Consider the following 16,872-nt stretch of genomic DNA (forward strand, 5'->3'; position numbering starts at 1 on the left):
CTCCTTAGTTATGCTGCGCCGCGGACAATCGGGCATTCCATCTTCGCGCCCAGCCGGCGGTGGAGCGCAAGCGCCATGGCTGCGTGCTGAAAAGCGTAGCCGACTTGTCAGCCAGCGGCTTGCAGACGACGGAGCTGATGACCGAACTTCACTTACGCATGCACTTATTGAAGGAGTTGTGCCCTCAAAGGCTGGGGCTGAGAAACGAACGATCAGCGCATGCCAGAGCTGGCGCGACGGCGCCAAGATTTCGTAAGTTCGGCATGCCGCTCGCTTGCGGGCGGATATTGTGACCAATCATTTCGTGCAAATGATTGTCCCAAGTGAGTCGCCGCCGATTCGACATGGGCGCGCCATTCCGTCGTTCCTGTAGCTGAGCCCCCACGATGCCGCAATACCTCGCCCCTGTTCCTCGCTGGGAACCCCACGAACGCCCCTCGATGCCAGGCTCGCCGGCGATCCTCATGCATTCGATGCGGCTGCGGATCGCCTATGCGTGCGTCGCCGTGCTGGTCGGCATCACCGGTGGGCTTGGCAACGCGCTATTTATCGCCAACCTGCCGAGCATTCAGGGCGATCTGGGCCTGACGCCTTCCCAGGGCGCCTGGCTTCCAGCGGCCTACTTCATGGTCAACGTGTCGGCCAACCTGTTGGTCATCAAAGTGCGCCAACAGTACGGTCTGCGCCGCTTCGCTGAAATTGGACTGACGGTCTATGCGCTGCTGAGCATCGCCCATGTATTCGTCGAAGGCCTGGAAATGGCCGTATTCGTGCGCGCCGCCAGCGGCCTGGCTGCGGCGACCACCACCTCTCTTGGCCTGTTCTACATGCTGCAGGCATTCGGCAAAGCCGGATTACCGAAAGGGGTGATCTTCGGCTTCGGAATCTCGCAACTGGGCACGCCACTGGCCTGGTTGATGTCGCCTGCGCTGCTGGACATGGGCGAGTGGCATCGCCTCTACGTGTTCGAAAGCGGGCTGGCACTCTGCTCGCTGGCTGCCGTAGTGGTACTCAAATTGCCGCTGGGCGAGCGCATCAAGGTGTTCGAACCCCTGGACTTCGTCACCTTCGCCTTGATGGCGCCAGCGTTGGCGCTGATCGCTGCAGTGTTGGCCCAGGGCCGGATTCTTTGGTGGACCGAGCAACCTTGGCTGGGCTATGCGCTGATCGCCGCGCTGTTGCTGATGTGCGCTGCTTTCATGATCGAGCATCACCGCCGTAACCCGCTTTTGCATACCCGCTGGCTCGGCACTGGTGAAATGCTGCGCTTCGCCTTTGGCGCACTGGCGTTGCGCCTGCTACTGTCCGAGCAGACCTACGGCGCGGTCGGCCTGTTGCAGACACTCGGCATGGGGACCGAACAGTTGCAGCCGCTTTACGCCGTGATCCTCCTGGGCTTGGCATTGGGCATCACCGCCAGCGCCATGACTTTCAGCCCGGCCACGGCGTTTCCGCAGATTTTGCTGTCGATCGTCCTTATCGCAATCGCCAGCTTTCTCGATATCGATGCTACCAACCTCACCCGACCCCACGACATGTTCCTCAGCCAGGGCCTTCTGGCCTTTGCCAGCGGTATGTTCCTCGGCCCGCTGCTGCTCACCGGGATTGGCAAAGCCCTGCGCAACGGGCCGAACTATCTGGTGACCTTCATCGTCTTGTTCACCATGACTCAGAGCCTCGGCGGGCTGGCAGCACCGGCGCTGTTCGGCACCTATCAGGTGATGCGTGAGAAATATCACTCCAGCCACCTGACAGAGCAGATCGTACCGGGCGACCCCCGCGTGGCCAGGCGATTGCAAACGCAGAATCTGGCGCTGGCATCACGCCAGAACGACGCTCAACTCCGCCAGGCACAAAGCGCGGCGCAGCTGAGCCAGGCTGTCACCCGTGAAGCCAACGTGTTGGCCTTCAACGATGTATTCCGGCTTATCGGCATGCTCTCCATCGGCGTGTTCGGCTGGACGCTCTATCACACACTGCGCATTGCGCGGCAGAACAGGAACGCCTCGTCTTCATGAGTGAACGCACAAATCCAGAGGACCCGCAAAATCTTCCCCCGACAGCGTCGGCACAGTCTGCCTCGGCTGCTACCGACGCCGGCCCCACGCCGGACGATCCGCCTAAAACCATCAAACCGAGCCGGCGCTCCGTTTTCCTGATGGTGCTGGTGGCGTTGGCCGGCGTGTTGGCGATTCTTTATGCCTGGCAACTCTGGCCCTTCAGCGGCCACGTGGCAGTGACGGAAAATGCTTATGTGCGTGGGCAGATCACGGTGCTGGCCCCGCAGGTCAATGGCTATGTGACCGACGTGCTGGTGCAGGACTTCGAGCAGGTCACCGAGGGCCAGCCACTGGTGCAGATCGATGATCGACAGTACCGCCAACTGGTCGAGCAGCGCCGGGCCGAGCTGGCGGCGCGGCGATTCGACCTGGACAACCTGCAGCAGACCCTGGCCTCCAACCGCGCAACACTGGCCTCGCGCAGGGCCGAGCTATCGGCGGCGGAGGCAGAACTTCAACGCATACGCAGCGACGAGAAACGCGTTAACGAGCTGGCTGAACGAGGCTCGGTCTCGATCCGAGAACGCGAGCAGATCCGAGCCACCGCCCGTGCCGATTCGGCACAGGTGCAACAGGCACGGGCCGCCATTGCCATTGCCGAGCAAACGCTGAAAGCCAGCGAGGTATCCCGCGGTGGCTTGCAGGCACAAGTGGAGATCGCCGAGGCCAACTTGCAACGGGCACAGATCGACCTGGACAACACGGTGATCCACGCACCGCGCGACGGTCAGGTCAGTGAGGTGACCGTGCGCCAGGGGCAGTACGTGGCGGCGGGATCGCAGTTGCTCTATCTGGTGCCGGATCAACTGTGGGTGATCGCCAATTACAAGGAAACCCAGACCTTTGCCATGCGGCCCGGTCAACCCGTACAGATCGAGGTCGACGCGCTGGACAACGCGCGCCTGACCGGCCGTGTGCAGCGGCTAGCCCCGGCCACTGGCTCAGAGTTCAGCGTATTGCGACCTGACAACGCGACCGGGAACTTCACAAAGGTGGTGCAGCGCGTACCGGTGCGCATCACCATCGATCCGGACCAGCCACTCGCCAAGCGCCTGCGACCTGGATTGTCTGTGGTCACTCATGTGGACACTTCTGACTCGGGTACTTCTGACTCAGGTACTTCTGCCGAGGACGAAAGGCGATGATCGGCCGCTATTGCCGTCTTCCCCGGCTGCTGCCAACTCTGCTGGTGATCACCCTGGCAGGCTGCATGCCGCCGCGCCAGCCGACGCCACCAGAAGCGCAGGTTACCCCTCCGACTCAATGGCGCGACGCCGCCGGCCACGAAACGGCCATCGACGTGCGCTGGTGGGAGGCATTTGGTGATCCTCAACTGACCACACTGGTCGAGGCTGCTCTGGCGAACAACACCGATGTATTGAGTACTGCCTCGCGTGTCGAACAGGCTCGCGAGCAGATTCGGCTATCGCGTGCTGCCTTGCTGCCCTCACTCGATGCGGCACTGGGTGCACAGCGCACGCGGGAGCTCAGCGTTCTGGGCATCACCCATACCACGGCGATCCAGCCCGCCCTTCAGGTTTCATATGAAGTCGACCTCTGGGGCCGATTGCAGCGGTTGCGCGAGGCAGCCGAACTGCAATACCAAGCGACCGAAGCCGAACGCGACGCCGTGCGGCTGGCCGTTGCCAGCACCACCGCCCGTGCCTACATGTCGCTGCTTTCATTGGACCAGCAGCTAGTCGTCACGCGGGATACCGTCGACTCGCGACAAGAAGCGCTTCGCGTGGCAGAAGACCGCGCCCGCCTCGGCTACACCTCGCAGCTGGAGCTCAGCCAGGCAGAGTCGGAATACGAATCCGCGGCCGAGCTGCTGCCGCAGTTGCAACAGGCGATCCGTGAGCAGGAAAACGCCCTGCGCCTGCTCACAGGGCGCCTGCCAGGTGCGGTCGAGCGTGGCGCCGGGCTGCTGACCATAGCACCGCCTCCTGTCCCCGGCATTCTGCCTTCGGAGTTGCTGCGCCGGCGGCCGGATATCCAACAGGCCGAACTGCTGCTGGCGGCCAGCGACCTGAACATCCAGGCTCAACGCGATCGCTACCTGCCCCAGGTTCAGCTGTCCGCCAGCCTGGGGCGTCTGTTCGTCAATTCGCTGGACTACGACCCGGTGCGGGTCTGGGATCTTGGTGCCAGCGTACTGGCACCGATTTTCAATGCAGGACGTCTGGAGGCCGGCGTGAACATCGCTGTGGCACAACGCAACCAGGCTGCCTTCGCTTACCGCGCCACAGCGTTGCAGGCGTTCAATGAGGTGGAGAACAGCCTCTCGGCCATTGGCAATCTGCGCCAGCAACTCGACCGCGTCGCAGCTCGTCGCGCCGTGCTGGAGCGCTCACTGACCTACGCCGAGGATCGCTACCGGGCCGGCTACTCCTCCTATCTCGAAACCCTCGATGCGCAGCGCAACCTGTTCAACACCGAGTTGGCCGCTGTGCAGTTACGAGAAAGCCAACTGAGTGCGTTGATCAGCCTGTATCAGGTCCTTGGTGGAGGGTGGCGCAGCGAGCGCTAGCCGCTCCGGTCACCCGCAGCTCAGGCCGAGCTGAACGAGGAGTTGTATACGCTGGAAACCGGCGCGGTAATTGGCGCTGGGCGGCCGAGCAGATAGCCCTGCGCTTTATTGACCTTGAGCTCCCGTAATACGGCCAGCTCCGCTTCGGTCTCGATGCATTCGGCGACCACCTTGCTGCCAGTCTCCTCGGCAAAGCGGATCAACGCGGCCGCCAGCGCGCGGCTCTCGATACTCGAATCGATATTGCGGATCAGGCTCCCGTCCAGCTTGATAACGTCCGGCTTGAGCTTGAGGATGTGGCGAAAGCTGGCGTAACCGGCCCCGGCGTCATCCACCGCCAACCGCAGGCCCTGCTTGCGCAGCGGCTCCAAGGCATTAGCGATGAGCCCGTAATCGCCAATGGAGACATGCTCGGTGACCTCAAGAAGCAGTCGGTCGAGCGGCTGCCCGACGAGCGCAGCGGACAACGCTCCGTTGAGCACAGTGGCGGGCGAGACGTTGAGTGACATGTAGGCATCTTCGGGCAGAAAAACCAGCCCTTTGAGCGCCTCCGCAATCAAGGCGATTTCCAGCTCGGACTGCAGACCAATAGAGGCGGCTTCGGCAAACCAGAGGTCCGGCCCGCGTTCGGGCTTTACACTGAACCGCGCCAGCGCTTCGTAACCAACGATTCTGTTCTCCAGCAGGTGCACGATGGGCTGGTACACCACCGAATAGCTCCGTTGCTCAAGCACCGACCGGATCCGCGAGAGCGTGTCGGCATAGCGCAATTCGCTTAGCGCATGGCGCTCCAGCAGCCTGCCGGCAAAGTCGGCAAACAGCCGCAACGTGTTCAGGTCACGTTCGTTGAGGCTGTTGTCCGGGGTTGTGCTGAAGCAACAGAAGGTACCGTAGAGCCGGCCATCGCTAAAGCGCAGCGGAACGCTGATATGGGCGCCGACCGGCAAGGCTTTGGTTACCGGCATGGTCAGCGCTTCCGGCAAGGTTGCCGCATCCTGAATCAGCTCTGGCAGGCGACCGTCAAGCACCCGCTGGCAGTAACTGTCTTCAAGGGGATCGCAGGCCCCTACGGCGAGTTGCAAAGGCACAAAGCTACCGTCGAGATATCGAAACACCCGGCTTCCGCCTCGGAACTCGCTGATGAATGCCACATCCATTCCCAGATGCGCGCGTACGGCATGCAGGGTCTCGGCAAGCATTTCACTCAGCGAAAGATTGGCGTTCTCCAGGCGAAGCAGAATCGACACCGGATCGTCCACTACCGCAAACCGATCGACCTGATTCTGCTGAACGTCATCAGACATGGATTCCCTCCCTCACCTCAACGGCCGATTACTTGCCGTAATGGACACAACTGACAGCGGGTCTGGTACCGGCGCCCTTCTAGGCGCAGTTCCGGAACAGTTGGTCCGATACTACTGTTACAACTGCCACTGCTGTGGTTTCGGCGACGACCGGCCCTACACCGCGCCTATGCGCCCGCAGTTCGATGGAGTTCAGGCATTGCGCCGGACCGATCGGGCCCCGAAACGCCGGACAACCATAGCCAGCAGGTCGACCAGCAAAAACAGCAGCAGGCTGACGCCCAGCACTGGCAGGCAATAACCGAGCAACAACGCAACTCCAAAAGCCGTCCAGCGCTCTCGTCGCGACAGCTCGAGCAGTACCTCAACCATACCTGGACGATCGGCCCGCTGCTGCGCGCGACGCCGCCACCACATCAGGTAACCAAAAACCACCAGGGTCGCGAGCCCGAGCGCAGTGGCCGCAAGCAACAGCTGATTGGCCAGCCCGAACAGCGAACCCATGTGCGCATCGATGCCCCAGCGCGTCAGCTTCGCGGCCATCGGGAAGGTCGTGAAGTCAGTGCGATCAGTAATGCGCAGCGTGCGCGGGTCGACGGCCACGGCATCTACCTGGGTCGGCCAGCTGCGGTCGATTTCGGTCACAGTCCAGGCGCGATCAGGCCCGGGTGCGGCAATGATCTCGACTTTGCCTGCATCTATTCCATTCTCTCGCGCAGCGCTCAACACCGCATCGAACATCTGAGGCTCGGCCGCCCTGGCTATCGGCATGGCCATCCCGCCGTGATGCGCGTGCTCGCCTGCAGGTGCGACCGCTTCGCCATCCAGCGCGATGGACACGCTTGGCGTCGACATGCCCAGCGCTGTCCGGGCCACGCCGATGTTGTCACCCGCCCAGCGCGACCAGGTCAGGCCCGTCGCGGAGAAAAACAGCAGCCCGATCAGCAGGAACAGCCCCACCATCGCGTGCCAGTGCCGCAACCCTTTCGAGCGCACCGCACCCGTGGCACGCCGCCGTCGGATAATCCACAACGCAAAACCGCCCAGCGCGGCAACCCACAGCCAGGAAGCCGCCAGTTCGCTGTATATCCTCCCCGGCTCGCCAAGGAGCAGGCTGCGGTGGAAATGGTCGAGCCAGGTGCGAAGTGGCAACACCCCGGTTGTCCCATATACAAGCAGATCACCACGGACTTCGGCAGTTATCGGATCGATGAAGACCGCGCGACTCTCCGATCCGCCCAGTTCAGGTGAGCTGAACATTACCCGCGTGGTGGTGCCCGGCTTCGGCGCTGGGCGCACCGCGGACAGCGAAGCTGCTTCACCGATATGAGCCTGGGCGACCTCGATCTGCCGCGCCAGCGGCTGCGGCGCGCCGGTGCTATCGGTGTACAGCTGCTCGGCGTAGAGCCGGTCTTCCAATTGTGGCGTCAGCGCGTAGACGAGGCCACTCAGTGCAGCGATGAAAATGAAAGGGCCGACCAGCAGCCCTACGTACAAATGCAAACGAATCAACAGCGCAAGCAGAGGGTGCTGCGTGCGCGAAGCCAGGGGTGACGCCTCGGGATGGGCGCCAGCGATAGGTGAAGACATGCTCGCTCTCTCGATCAGGATGATCGTCGTCCGTTAGCAGCGGACGACAAGGCAGCACGCGGGTCCGCAATGCGGCACCGGCGGGCTACGAAATGGACAGGACGTGATTGATCAGGCGAGCGGGGATGCGCGGGGATTGAGACTGGGCCAGCGATAGCGCGGCGACAACGGCGGCGCAGTGGCCGGCGGCAGGCTGCCAAGCGCGATCACTCGGGGGTGGTGCAGTATCGGCGAGCCGATCGGAATGGCCGCCAGCGAGGCCGACCCCGCGGCACAGCAACATGGCATGCCCTGATGGTGGACCTGCGTTGGCGCCGGCTCGCTGGAATGGCCATGGGCGTGGGTCGCATGGTGCCGGCCCACCTCCTCCATCGTGCAGTGCCCACCCGCAACAGCCATCGTCCGCATGTGAGCAGCCATCAGCGGCATCGAGACCAGATGCAGCAGGACGGCAAATGCCGCTATCCAGATGGGTGCACGACGCTGGCGATGCATGGGTGGCTCCGATGCAAGCGCCAGATCTTCAGTGTCTGGCGCCATTGGTGTCATTTCTTGGCGGCGGTCCTGGCCTTGCTGCGCTTGACTGGCTTCGACGGTTTTTCCGCTGCCTCACCACGAAGGGTAATCCATGTCGGCGCATGATCGCTGGCATGTTCCTGGTCACGCACCCAGCGATCCACGCCGGCGTCCACCAGTCGCGGCGCCAGATCGGCGCTCAGCAGCAGGTGGTCGATTCGCAAGCCAGAGTTTTTCTGCCAGTGCTGGCGGAAATAATCCCAGAAGGTGTAGATACGTTCGTCCGGGTACTTGGCCCGCAATGCATCCGTCCAGCCCTGCGCCAGTAGTCGTTCGAAACACTCCCGACTTTCTGGCTGCAGCAACGCGTCCTTGGTCCAGGAGCGTGGATTGTAGATGTCTTCGTCCGTCGGCACGACGTTGTAGTCACCCGCCAGCACCACGGGATGGCCGCTTTCGAACAGCCCGGCGGCATGCTCGATGAAGCGCTGGAACCAGGCGAGCTTGTACTCGAACTTCGGTCCCGGCTGCGGGTTGCCGTTGGGCAGGTAGAGACAGGCGACGATTACGCCATGGGCGGCGGCCTCCAGGTAGCGGCTGTGAGTATCGTCAGGAGCGCCCGGCAGCCCGCGACGAATCTCGAGTGGGTCGCCCCCTTTCGCCAGGATCGCCACCCCGTTCCAGGATTTCTGCCCCTGCCAGATGGCGCCATAACCGGCCGCTCGGATGTCGTCGATGGGGAAGTCGGCGTCCTGCGCCTTCAACTCCTGCAGACAAACCACGTCGGGCTGCTCACGCTCCAGCCATTCCAGCAGATTGGAGCGGCGGGCACGGATGCCGTTGATGTTGAAGGTAGCGATTTTCAAGGATTCCACGAGCTGCCTCACACCGATACATGACCCTTGTTGTGACTCGCCCCCGGGCGGCGTGGTTCGGTGTATTCCGTTACCCGGCGGGCTAAAGCCCACCCTGCAGACCGGGGCAAGGTAAAACCGCGCGCCAGCCATGACACCTACACCCCGTAGGGTGGGCTTTGGCACACCAGAAGCGCGTGGAGGTTCGACTCAACGAACCTCCCAGTAGCCAGGGGCGTTGTAGATCTGCTTCAGGTAGTCGATGAAGAACCGTACCTTGGCTGGCAGATAGCGCTGCTGCGGGTACACCGCCTGGATGTCGTAGGCCGGCAATGCGAACTCGTCGAGCACGGTCACCAGCTCGCCGCGCTTGAGCTCCGCCTGGATCTCCCACGTCGAGCGCCAGCCAATCCCCAAACCCTGCTTGACCCAATTGAACAAGAGTTCGCCGTCATTGCAGTCGAGATTGCCGGCCACTTTCACCGCCACCTGTTTGCCGTCACGCAGGAAGGTCCAGCCGCGCTGCTGGCCGCCCTGCAGGTTGAACGCCAGGCAGTTGTGCCGCGCCAGGTCTTCCAGAATCCGCGGCACGCCCTGTCGCTCGAAGTAATCCGGCGCCCCGCAGACAACCCGGCGGTTGGGGAACAGCTTGATGGCGACATAGTTGGGGTCGGTCACCTCACCGATGCGAATGCCCATGTCATAGCCGTGGCGCACCAGATCGACAACGCTGTCGGTGAAGTTGAACGATAACTGCAGGTCCGGATAACGCGCTTGGAAGGCCGGAGCATGCGGGCCGATGTGTCGACGCCCGAACGCAGCGGGTGCAGAGATCACCAGGTGACCGCGTACCGAAGTGCCGTGATGGCTGATGCTGGCATCGGCTTCTTCGAAGTCCTTGAGCAAACCGCGAGCGCGTTCCAGGTATTGCTCCCCTAGATCGGTCAACGCCAGCCCGCGTGTCGAGCGGTGCATCAGCTTCACGCCCAGGTGCCGCTCCAGCGCGTCGAGCCGGCGGCCCATGACTACCGGTGTCACGCCTTCCTTCAGCGCAGCGGCAGCGAAACTCCCGCTTTCGGCTACCAGCACGAAGCTTTGCAATGTCGTATAGCGATCCATTCGATACTCCTGATATCGACAGAACTGAAGTCTCGGCCAATTCCCCCGTTCCGGCCAGCCCTTCATGCTTGGGCCACGTATAAAAACTATCGAGTTACCCGTAGGAGGGAATGACCCATGGCCCGAATGAGAGCAATCGATGCCGCCGTCGCGGTATTGCGAAAGGAAGGCATCGACACCGCCTTCGGCATCCCCGGAGCCGCGATCAATCCGCTGTATTCCGCCCTGCGGGCCGATGGCGGCATCCGTCACATCCTCGCTCGCCACGTCGAAGGCGCCTCGCACATGGCCGAGGGCTATACACGCACCAAGGCCGGTAATATCGGCGTGTGCATCGGCACCTCCGGCCCCGCCGGCACCGACATGATCACCGGCCTTTACTCTGCCTGGGCTGACTCGATACCCATCCTCTGCATCACCGGTCAGGCCCCGCGCGCGCGCCTGTACAAGGAAGACTTCCAGGCCGTGGACATCGAGTCCATCGCCAAACCGGTCACCAAGTGGGCGGTCACCGTACGCGAACCGGCGCTGGTTCCGCGCGTGTTCCAGCAGGCCTTTCATGTGATGCGCTCGGGTCGTCCGGGCCCGGTTCTGATCGACCTGCCGTTTGACGTGCAGATGGCCGAGATCGAATTCGACGTCGATACCTACGAGCCGCTTTCGGTCTACAAGCCGGCCGCGACCCGCAAGCAGATCGAAAAAGCCATCGACATGCTCTGCGCCGCGAACCGCCCGCTGATCGTCGCGGGCGGCGGTATCTACAACGCCGGGGCCGAAGCCTTGCTGGTTGAGTTTGCCGAGACCGTTGGCGTGCCGGTGATCCCGACGCTGATGGGCTGGGGCTCGATCCCGGACGACCATCCGTTGATGGCGGGCATGTGCGGCTTGCAGACCAGCCACCGCTACGGCAACGCCAACATGCTGGCCTCGGACTTCGTGCTCGGTATTGGCAACCGCTGGGCCAACCGCCACACGGGTTCGGTCGACGTCTACACCAAGGACCGCACCTTCGTGCATGTGGATATCGAGCCGACCCAGATTGGGCGGGTGTTTTCACCGGACTTCGGCATCACCTCCGACGCCGGTGCTGCTCTCAAGCTGTTCGTCGACGTTGCCAAGGAACGCAAGGCAGCCGGCAAGCTGCCGGACCGCACGCCGTGGGCTGCCGACTGCCAGGAGCGCAAGCGCACCCTGCTGCGCAAGACGCACTTCGACTCGGTGCCGATGAAGCCGCAGCGCGTGTACCAGTGCATGAACAACGCCTTCGGCCGTGATGCCTGCTACGTCAGCACCATCGGCCTGTCGCAGATCGCTGCCGCGCAGTTCCTGCATGTCTACAAGCCGCGCCACTGGATCAATTGCGGCCAGGCCGGCCCGCTCGGCTGGACCATCCCGGCAGCGCTGGGCGTGGTCGCCGCGGACCCGACCCGCAAGGTGGTGGCGCTCTCGGGCGACTACGACTTCCAGTTCATGATCGAGGAATTGGCCGTGGGTGCGCAGTTCAAGCTGCCCTACATCCACATCCTGGTGAACAACGCCTACCTGGGCCTGATTCGCCAGTCGCAACGCGGTTTCGAGATGGATTACTGCGTGCAGCTGGGCTTCGAGAACATCAATGCCGACCACAGCGGCATGGAAGGCTACGGCGTGGATCACGTCGCGGTGGTCGAGGGCCTGGGCTGCAAGGCGCTGCGCGTGTTCAAGCAGGAAGACCTGCGCCCCGCCATCGAGCAGGCCCAGGCCTGGATGGCCGAGCATCAGGTGCCGGTGGTGATCGAGGTGATCCTCGAGCGTGTGACCAACATCGCCATGGGCACCGAGATCGACGCCATCAACGAATTCGAGCCGCTGGCCGAAGGCCGTGAAGACGCACCAACCGCGGTCGCGTTGTTGGATTGATACGAGTGAGTGGACGAAGCGCCACTAACTGTAGGAGCCAGCTTGCTGGCGGTCCCGAGCGCCATTGCCCGCTGATCACCAGCAAGCTGGCTCCTACAACAAGCGCAACACAACAAACCGCAACGCGACACCCAAATGTCCCTACAGACAGACAAGGAGACACCCATGCCCCGTTTTGCCGCCAACCTGTCCATGCTGTTCACCGAGATGGATTTCCTCGACCGCTTCGAGGCCGCTGCCGAAGCCGGTTTCGGTGGCGTCGAGTACCTCTTTCCCTACGACTACCCCGTCGAAGAGATCAAGGCCCGGCTGGACGCCAACAAGCTGACCCAGGTGCTGTTCAACCTGCCCGCCGGCGACTGGGCAGGTGGTGACCGCGGCGTTGCCTGCGATCCGGAGCGGGTCGAGGAATTCCGCGCTGGCGTCGACCAGGCCATCGCCTACGCCAAGGTACTGGGCAATACCCAGATCAACTGCCTTGCCGGTATCGCCCCCAAGGGAGCCGACCTCGGCAAGCTGGAGATGACCTTTATCGAGAACCTGCGCTACGCCGCCAGGAAGCTCGAAGCAGAAGGCATTCGTCTGGTCATGGAAATGATCAACACCCGAGACATCCCACGCTTCTTTCTCAATAACACCTCACAGGCGCAGGAGATTCGAGCCAAGGTCGGCAGCACCAACCTGTTCCTGCAGTACGACATCTACCACATGCAGATCATGGAAGGAGACCTGGCGCGGACTATCGAGAACAACCTGTCGGCGATCAACCATATCCAGCTGGCGGACAACCCCGGACGCAACGAGCCGGGCACCGGCGAGATCAACTACCGCTTCCTTTTCGAGCATCTGGATCGCATTGGCTATCAGGGCTGGGTCGGCTGCGAATACAAGCCGGCCACCACAACCGAAGCAGGCCTTGGCTGGCTGAAGAACCACAACGCCATCTGACCTGAACTGAATCGAATTGAAGGAGATTACTCATGGCTAAGATCGGATTTATCGGCACCGGCATCATGGGGCTGCCCATGGCTCAGAACCTGCAGAAAGCCGGCCACAGCATTTTCGTATCCACCCATCACGATGCCGCCCCGGCAGCTCTGCTACAGGCCGGGGCAGTTGCCCTGGCCAACCCGAAGGAAGTGGCCCAGGAAGCCGAGTTCATCATCGTGATGGTGCCGGACACCCCGCACGTCGAAGATGTACTGTTCCGCGAGAACGGCATCGCCGAAGGCGTCGGCCCTAACAAGCTGGTGATCGACATGAGTTCGATCTCCCCCAGCGCCACCAAGGCGTTCGCCGAAAAGATCAACGCCACCGGTGCGCAGTACCTCGACGCGCCGGTATCGGGCGGAGAAGTCGGCGCCAAGGCCGCTACCCTGTCGATCATGGTCGGCGGCAGCGAAGAGAGCTTCGCCCGTGCCCTGCCGCTGTTCCAGGCCATGGGCAAGAACATAACCCTGGTCGGCGGCAACGGTGACGGGCAGACCGCCAAGGTGGCCAACCAGATCATCGTCGCGCTGAACATACAGGCGGTGGGTGAAGCCCTGCTGTTCGCCGCAAAGAATGGCGCCGATCCAGCCCGCGTCCGCGAAGCGCTGATGGGAGGATTTGCCAGCTCGAAGATCCTGGAAGTACACGGCGAACGCATGATCAAGGGCACCTTCGACCCCGGCTTCCGCATCAGCCTGCATCAGAAGGACCTAAATCTCGCACTGGCCGGCGCCCGCGAATTGGGACTCAACCTGCCCAACACCGCTAACGCCCAGCAGGTCTTCAGCACCTGCGCGGCCATCGGCGGCAGTGGCTGGGACCATTCGGCATTGATCAAAGGCCTGGAGCATATGGCCAATTTCTCGATCCGTAAGGACTGAGTACAGAGTTGAGTTGAGCCGCGCCAGCCATCGCTGGACCCAGACAGCAGCGCTGGCTGGCGCTGCGCTCAACGCCACACACCGATGGCTATCGCAAGCTCAAACCATCCTGCGGGTGAACGCCGCAACACCGGTTCCACAGGATGGCGTTGAGCACGGCGATACTCAACGACGACCGCTTGAATGCACTGACGAGGTGCACCCTTTTCGACCTGCCTGGCAGAAGGAGTCACGGCCCGACTGCCGGGTGGGTCGAATCCAATTTCATACCTTAGCGCTTGCAATGCCGAGCCCTAAGGTCTGGAATCGGGCCCCTGACCTTTTAGATGGAGTTGTACATGAACCTCGACCCGCAAGCTTTCCTGCGCGACCTGTTCACCGCCGCCATCGATGCCGCCCATCCTCGTCAGGTACTGGCCGACCATTTGCCGGCAGACCGCGGCGGCCGCGCCATCGTCATAGGTGCCGGCAAAGCCGCAGCCGCCATGGCCGAAGCCATCGAATCAGTGTGGGAAGGAGAGCTCTCCGGCCTGGTGGTAACGCGGTATGGTCACGGCGCCGATTGCCGCAAGATCGAGGTGGTCGAAGCCGCACATCCGGTGCCGGACGATGCCGGCGAGCGCGTCGCCCGGCGCGTTCTGGAAATGGTGAGCAACCTGAAGGAAAGCGATCGGGTCATCTTCCTGCTCTCCGGCGGCGGCTCCTCGCTGCTGGCGCTGCCCGCCGAAGGCATCAGCCTCTCCGACAAACAAGCGATCAACAAAGCGCTGCTACGCTCCGGCGCCCACATCGGAGAAATGAACTGCGTGCGCAAGCACCTCTCCGCAATCAAGGGCGGCCGGCTGGCCAAGGCTTGTTGGCCTGCAAGCGTCTACACCTATGCGATTTCCGATGTGCCGGGTGATGAAGCGACGGTAATCGCCTCGGGCCCGACCGTAGCGGACCCGACCACCTCCGCCCAGGCGCTGGCAATCTTGGCGCGTTACAACATCGAGATTCCGCAGAACGTGCGCGAGTGGCTGGAAGATCCTCGCTCGGAAACGGTCAAGGCAGACGATCCCTGCCTGTCACGCAGTCATTTCCAGCTGATCGCCAAGCCCCAGCAATCCCTGGATGCCGCGGCCGAGAAGGCCCGCGCGGCCGGTATTACGCCCTTGATCCTGGGTGATCTGGAAGGTGAGTCCCGTGAAGTGGCGAAGGTCCATGGTGGTATCGCCCGTCAGGTGGTGCTGCATGGCCAGCCAATCATCCCGCCCTGTGTGATTCTTTCCGGAGGCGAAACCACGGTGACGGTACGCGGCGATGGCCGTGGCGGGCGCAACGCCGAATTTCTGCTGAGCCTCACGGAAAACCTCCAGGGCCTACCCGGCGTCTACGCGCTGGCGGGCGATACCGACGGTATCGACGGCTCGGAAGATAACGCTGGTGCCCTGATGACTCCGGACAGCTTCGCCCGCGCCGAAGCCCTCGGCCTGACAGCCGCTGACGAACTGGCTAACAACAACGGCTATGGTTATTTCCAGGCCCTCGATGCGCTGCTCATGACCGGGCCTACACGCACTAACGTCAATGATTTCCGCGCGATTCTCATCCTGGCTTCGCCCCGCTAGCGGCACCAGCCTTAACAACCACTGCCAAAGAGACCGCCATGACGCCCGACAAGAAGGTCAAGATCCTTGCCACCCTGGGACCTGCCACCCGCAGCATCGATGATGTGCGTGACCTGGTGGAAAGCGGGGTCAACCTGTTTCGTCTGAACTTCAGCCATGGCGAGCATGCCGACCATGCACTGCGTTTCGGCTGGATCCGGGAGGTCGAGCGCGAGCTGAATCAGCCGATCGGCATCCTCATGGATTTACAGGGCCCCAAGCTGCGAGTCGGTCGTTTTGCCGAGGGTAAGGTGCAGCTGACACGAGGCCAGGCGCTGCGGCTCGATCTTGACCCAACACCGGGTGATAGCACCCGGGTCAACTTGCCGCATCCGGAAATCATAGATGCCCTTCAGCCAGGCATGACCCTGCTGGTGGACGACGGTCGCTTGCGCCTGACGGTGATTGCCAAGCACGCCAATGCCATCGACACCCGTGTCGTAGCCGGGGGCGAATTGTCCGACCGCAAGGGCGTGAACGTTCCCGAAGCGGTGCTGGAGTTGAGTCCACTGACGGATAAGGACCGCCTGGACCTGGCATTCGGCCTGGAGCTGGGTGTCGACTGGGTGGCGCTGTCGTTCGTTCAGCGTCCGCAGGACATCCATGAGGCACGCAGCTTGATCGACGGGCGCGCCTTTCTCATGGCCAAGATCGAGAAGCCTTCGGCAGTGCAGCACCTGCGTGAAATCGCCCGACTCAGCGACGCGATCATGGTGGCTCGCGGCGACTTGGGCGTTGAGGTGCCGGCCGAAAACGTACCGCGCATCCAGAAGAACATCGTGCGCACCTGCCGCCAACTGGGCAGGCCGGTGGTGGTAGCCACACAGATGCTCGAGTCGATGCGCTTCTCCCCTGCCCCAACCCGCGCCGAGGTGACCGATGTCGCCAACGCAGTAGCCGAAGGTGCGGATGCCGTGATGCTTTCGGCCGAGACAGCCTCGGGCGATTACCCGCTCGAAGCGGTCAGCATGATGAGCAAGATCATCCGCCAGGTGGAAAGCGGCCCGGATTACCAGGCACAGCTCGATGTGCACCGGCCCAGCGCTGAAGCTACCTTGCCAGACGCAATCAGCTGCGCGATTCGCCGAATCAGCGGAATTCTGCCGATCGCGGTGCTGGTCAACTACACCGAGTCGGGTCGTTCCAGTCTGCGCGCCTCCCGCGAGCGACCGGGCACACCGATCCTCAGCCTCACGCCCAACGTCGCCACTGCGCGCAAGCTGACGGTGGCCTGGGGCGTGTACTCGGTGATCGATGCGCGGATGCATGACATGGAGCAGATCTGCCTGAACGCGCTGGAACTTGCCCGCGCCCAGGGCATGGCGGGCACTGGCGATACAGTGCTGATCACCGCCGGTGTACCCCTGGGTCAACCCGGCACCACCAACTCACTGCGCATCGAAACGCTCAACTAGCCTGTCCGGGATGCGTGAGCCGGCTGGACCTCCCTGCCGGCACGGCATCGCTCGCCTTATGAAGC

The 16,872-nt window shown here is 62.7% G+C and carries 13 protein-coding genes; 8 read left to right on the plus strand and 5 right to left on the minus strand.

From position 1 onward, the window contains the following. The first annotated feature begins 440 nt into the window (after window positions 1-440). From EA797_RS11680 to EA797_RS11690, 3 genes are read left to right on the plus strand one after another with little or no spacing between them, the layout of a single operon-like run. The gene (locus tag EA797_RS11680) at window positions 441-2,018 is read left to right on the plus strand and encodes an MFS transporter (RefSeq protein WP_122165355.1); all 1,578 of its coding nucleotides are present in this window, start codon (window positions 441-443) and stop codon (window positions 2,016-2,018) included. Next, on the plus strand, window positions 2,015-3,205 hold the full coding sequence (locus tag EA797_RS11685) for an HlyD family secretion protein (protein WP_122165356.1): 1,191 nt from the start codon (window positions 2,015-2,017) through the stop codon (window positions 3,203-3,205). The genes EA797_RS11680 and EA797_RS11685 overlap by 4 nt, the downstream gene beginning before the upstream one ends. Further along, window positions 3,202-4,590, plus strand: a complete 1,389-nt coding sequence (locus tag EA797_RS11690) for an efflux transporter outer membrane subunit (protein WP_122165357.1) — start codon at window positions 3,202-3,204, stop codon at window positions 4,588-4,590. The genes EA797_RS11685 and EA797_RS11690 overlap by 4 nt, the downstream gene beginning before the upstream one ends. 20 nt (window positions 4,591-4,610) lie before the next feature. Here the strand turns inward: EA797_RS11690 and EA797_RS11695 are convergent, their stop codons facing one another. The 5 genes from EA797_RS11695 to EA797_RS11715 all read right to left on the minus strand — a co-directional run bounded on the left by EA797_RS11695 (window position 4,611) and on the right by EA797_RS11715 (window position 9,973). Continuing rightward, window positions 4,611-5,894, minus strand: a complete 1,284-nt coding sequence (locus EA797_RS11695) for a sensor domain-containing phosphodiesterase (protein ID WP_122165358.1) — start codon at window positions 5,892-5,894, stop codon at window positions 4,611-4,613. A gap of 192 nt (window positions 5,895-6,086) precedes the next feature. Next, the gene (locus EA797_RS11700; protein ID WP_122165359.1) at window positions 6,087-7,484 is read right to left on the minus strand and encodes a PepSY-associated TM helix domain-containing protein; all 1,398 of its coding nucleotides are present in this window, start codon (window positions 7,482-7,484) and stop codon (window positions 6,087-6,089) included. Between the two features lie 111 nt (window positions 7,485-7,595). Then, window positions 7,596-8,024 carry a DUF2946 domain-containing protein gene (locus tag EA797_RS11705; RefSeq protein ID WP_244214104.1) on the minus strand — a complete coding sequence of 143 codons (429 nt, stop codon included), beginning with the start codon at window positions 8,022-8,024 and terminating at the stop codon, window positions 7,596-7,598. A 5-nt stretch (window positions 8,025-8,029) separates the two neighbouring features. Beyond that, window positions 8,030-8,875: an exodeoxyribonuclease III gene (gene xth / locus EA797_RS11710; protein WP_122165360.1), complete on the minus strand. Its 846-nt coding sequence runs from the start codon at window positions 8,873-8,875 to the stop codon at window positions 8,030-8,032. A gap of 189 nt (window positions 8,876-9,064) precedes the next feature. Then, window positions 9,065-9,973 (minus strand): LysR family transcriptional regulator, encoded by a 909-nt coding sequence (locus EA797_RS11715; RefSeq protein ID WP_122165361.1) that lies wholly within the window; start codon window positions 9,971-9,973, stop codon window positions 9,065-9,067. A gap of 117 nt (window positions 9,974-10,090) precedes the next feature. Here EA797_RS11715 and gcl point away from each other — a divergent pair, with 117 nt between their 5' ends. The 5 genes from gcl (at window position 10,091) to pyk (ending at window position 16,807) form a co-directional block, all read left to right on the plus strand. Continuing rightward, window positions 10,091-11,872 carry a glyoxylate carboligase gene (gcl, locus tag EA797_RS11720; RefSeq protein WP_122165362.1) on the plus strand — a complete coding sequence of 594 codons (1,782 nt, stop codon included), beginning with the start codon at window positions 10,091-10,093 and terminating at the stop codon, window positions 11,870-11,872. Between the two features lie 165 nt (window positions 11,873-12,037). After that, window positions 12,038-12,820: a hydroxypyruvate isomerase gene (hyi, locus tag EA797_RS11725; protein ID WP_122165363.1), complete on the plus strand. Its 783-nt coding sequence runs from the start codon at window positions 12,038-12,040 to the stop codon at window positions 12,818-12,820. A 32-nt stretch (window positions 12,821-12,852) separates the two neighbouring features. Further along, window positions 12,853-13,743 (plus strand): 2-hydroxy-3-oxopropionate reductase, encoded by an 891-nt coding sequence (locus EA797_RS11730; RefSeq protein ID WP_122165364.1) that lies wholly within the window; start codon window positions 12,853-12,855, stop codon window positions 13,741-13,743. A gap of 338 nt (window positions 13,744-14,081) precedes the next feature. Then, window positions 14,082-15,353 (plus strand): glycerate kinase type-2 family protein, encoded by a 1,272-nt coding sequence (locus EA797_RS11735; RefSeq protein WP_122165365.1) that lies wholly within the window; start codon window positions 14,082-14,084, stop codon window positions 15,351-15,353. A 38-nt stretch (window positions 15,354-15,391) separates the two neighbouring features. Continuing rightward, entirely contained in the window at window positions 15,392-16,807 is a 1,416-nt protein-coding gene (pyk, locus tag EA797_RS11740) for a pyruvate kinase (protein ID WP_122165366.1), read from the plus strand. The last annotated feature ends 65 nt before the right edge of the window (window positions 16,808-16,872 follow it).

It is taken from the genome of Stutzerimonas zhaodongensis (genome assembly GCF_003696365.1).
Classification (GTDB): domain Bacteria; phylum Pseudomonadota; class Gammaproteobacteria; order Pseudomonadales; family Pseudomonadaceae; genus Stutzerimonas; species Stutzerimonas zhaodongensis.

Excerpts from the sequence above, each read along its gene's own strand:
- EA797_RS11730 (WP_122165364.1), top strand. The coding sequence starts at position 12,853 with ATGGCTAAGATCGGATTTATCGGCACCGGCATCATGGGGCTGCCCATG.
- EA797_RS11690 (WP_122165357.1), top strand. The coding sequence starts at position 3,202 with ATGATCGGCCGCTATTGCCGTCTTCCCCGGCTGCTGCCAACTCTGCTG.
- EA797_RS11700 (WP_122165359.1), bottom strand. The coding sequence starts at position 7,484 with ATGTCTTCACCTATCGCTGGCGCCCATCCCGAGGCGTCACCCCTGGCT.
- EA797_RS11735 (WP_122165365.1), top strand. The coding sequence starts at position 14,082 with ATGAACCTCGACCCGCAAGCTTTCCTGCGCGACCTGTTCACCGCCGCC.
- pyk (WP_122165366.1), top strand. The coding sequence starts at position 15,392 with ATGACGCCCGACAAGAAGGTCAAGATCCTTGCCACCCTGGGACCTGCC.
- hyi (WP_122165363.1), top strand. The coding sequence starts at position 12,038 with ATGCCCCGTTTTGCCGCCAACCTGTCCATGCTGTTCACCGAGATGGAT.
- EA797_RS11680 (WP_122165355.1), top strand. The coding sequence starts at position 441 with ATGCCAGGCTCGCCGGCGATCCTCATGCATTCGATGCGGCTGCGGATC.
- EA797_RS11715 (WP_122165361.1), bottom strand. The coding sequence starts at position 9,973 with ATGGATCGCTATACGACATTGCAAAGCTTCGTGCTGGTAGCCGAAAGC.
- EA797_RS11685 (WP_122165356.1), top strand. The coding sequence starts at position 2,015 with ATGAGTGAACGCACAAATCCAGAGGACCCGCAAAATCTTCCCCCGACA.
- EA797_RS11695 (WP_122165358.1), bottom strand. The coding sequence starts at position 5,894 with ATGTCTGATGACGTTCAGCAGAATCAGGTCGATCGGTTTGCGGTAGTG.
- gcl (WP_122165362.1), top strand. The coding sequence starts at position 10,091 with ATGGCCCGAATGAGAGCAATCGATGCCGCCGTCGCGGTATTGCGAAAG.
- EA797_RS11705 (WP_244214104.1), bottom strand. The coding sequence starts at position 8,024 with ATGGCGCCAGACACTGAAGATCTGGCGCTTGCATCGGAGCCACCCATG.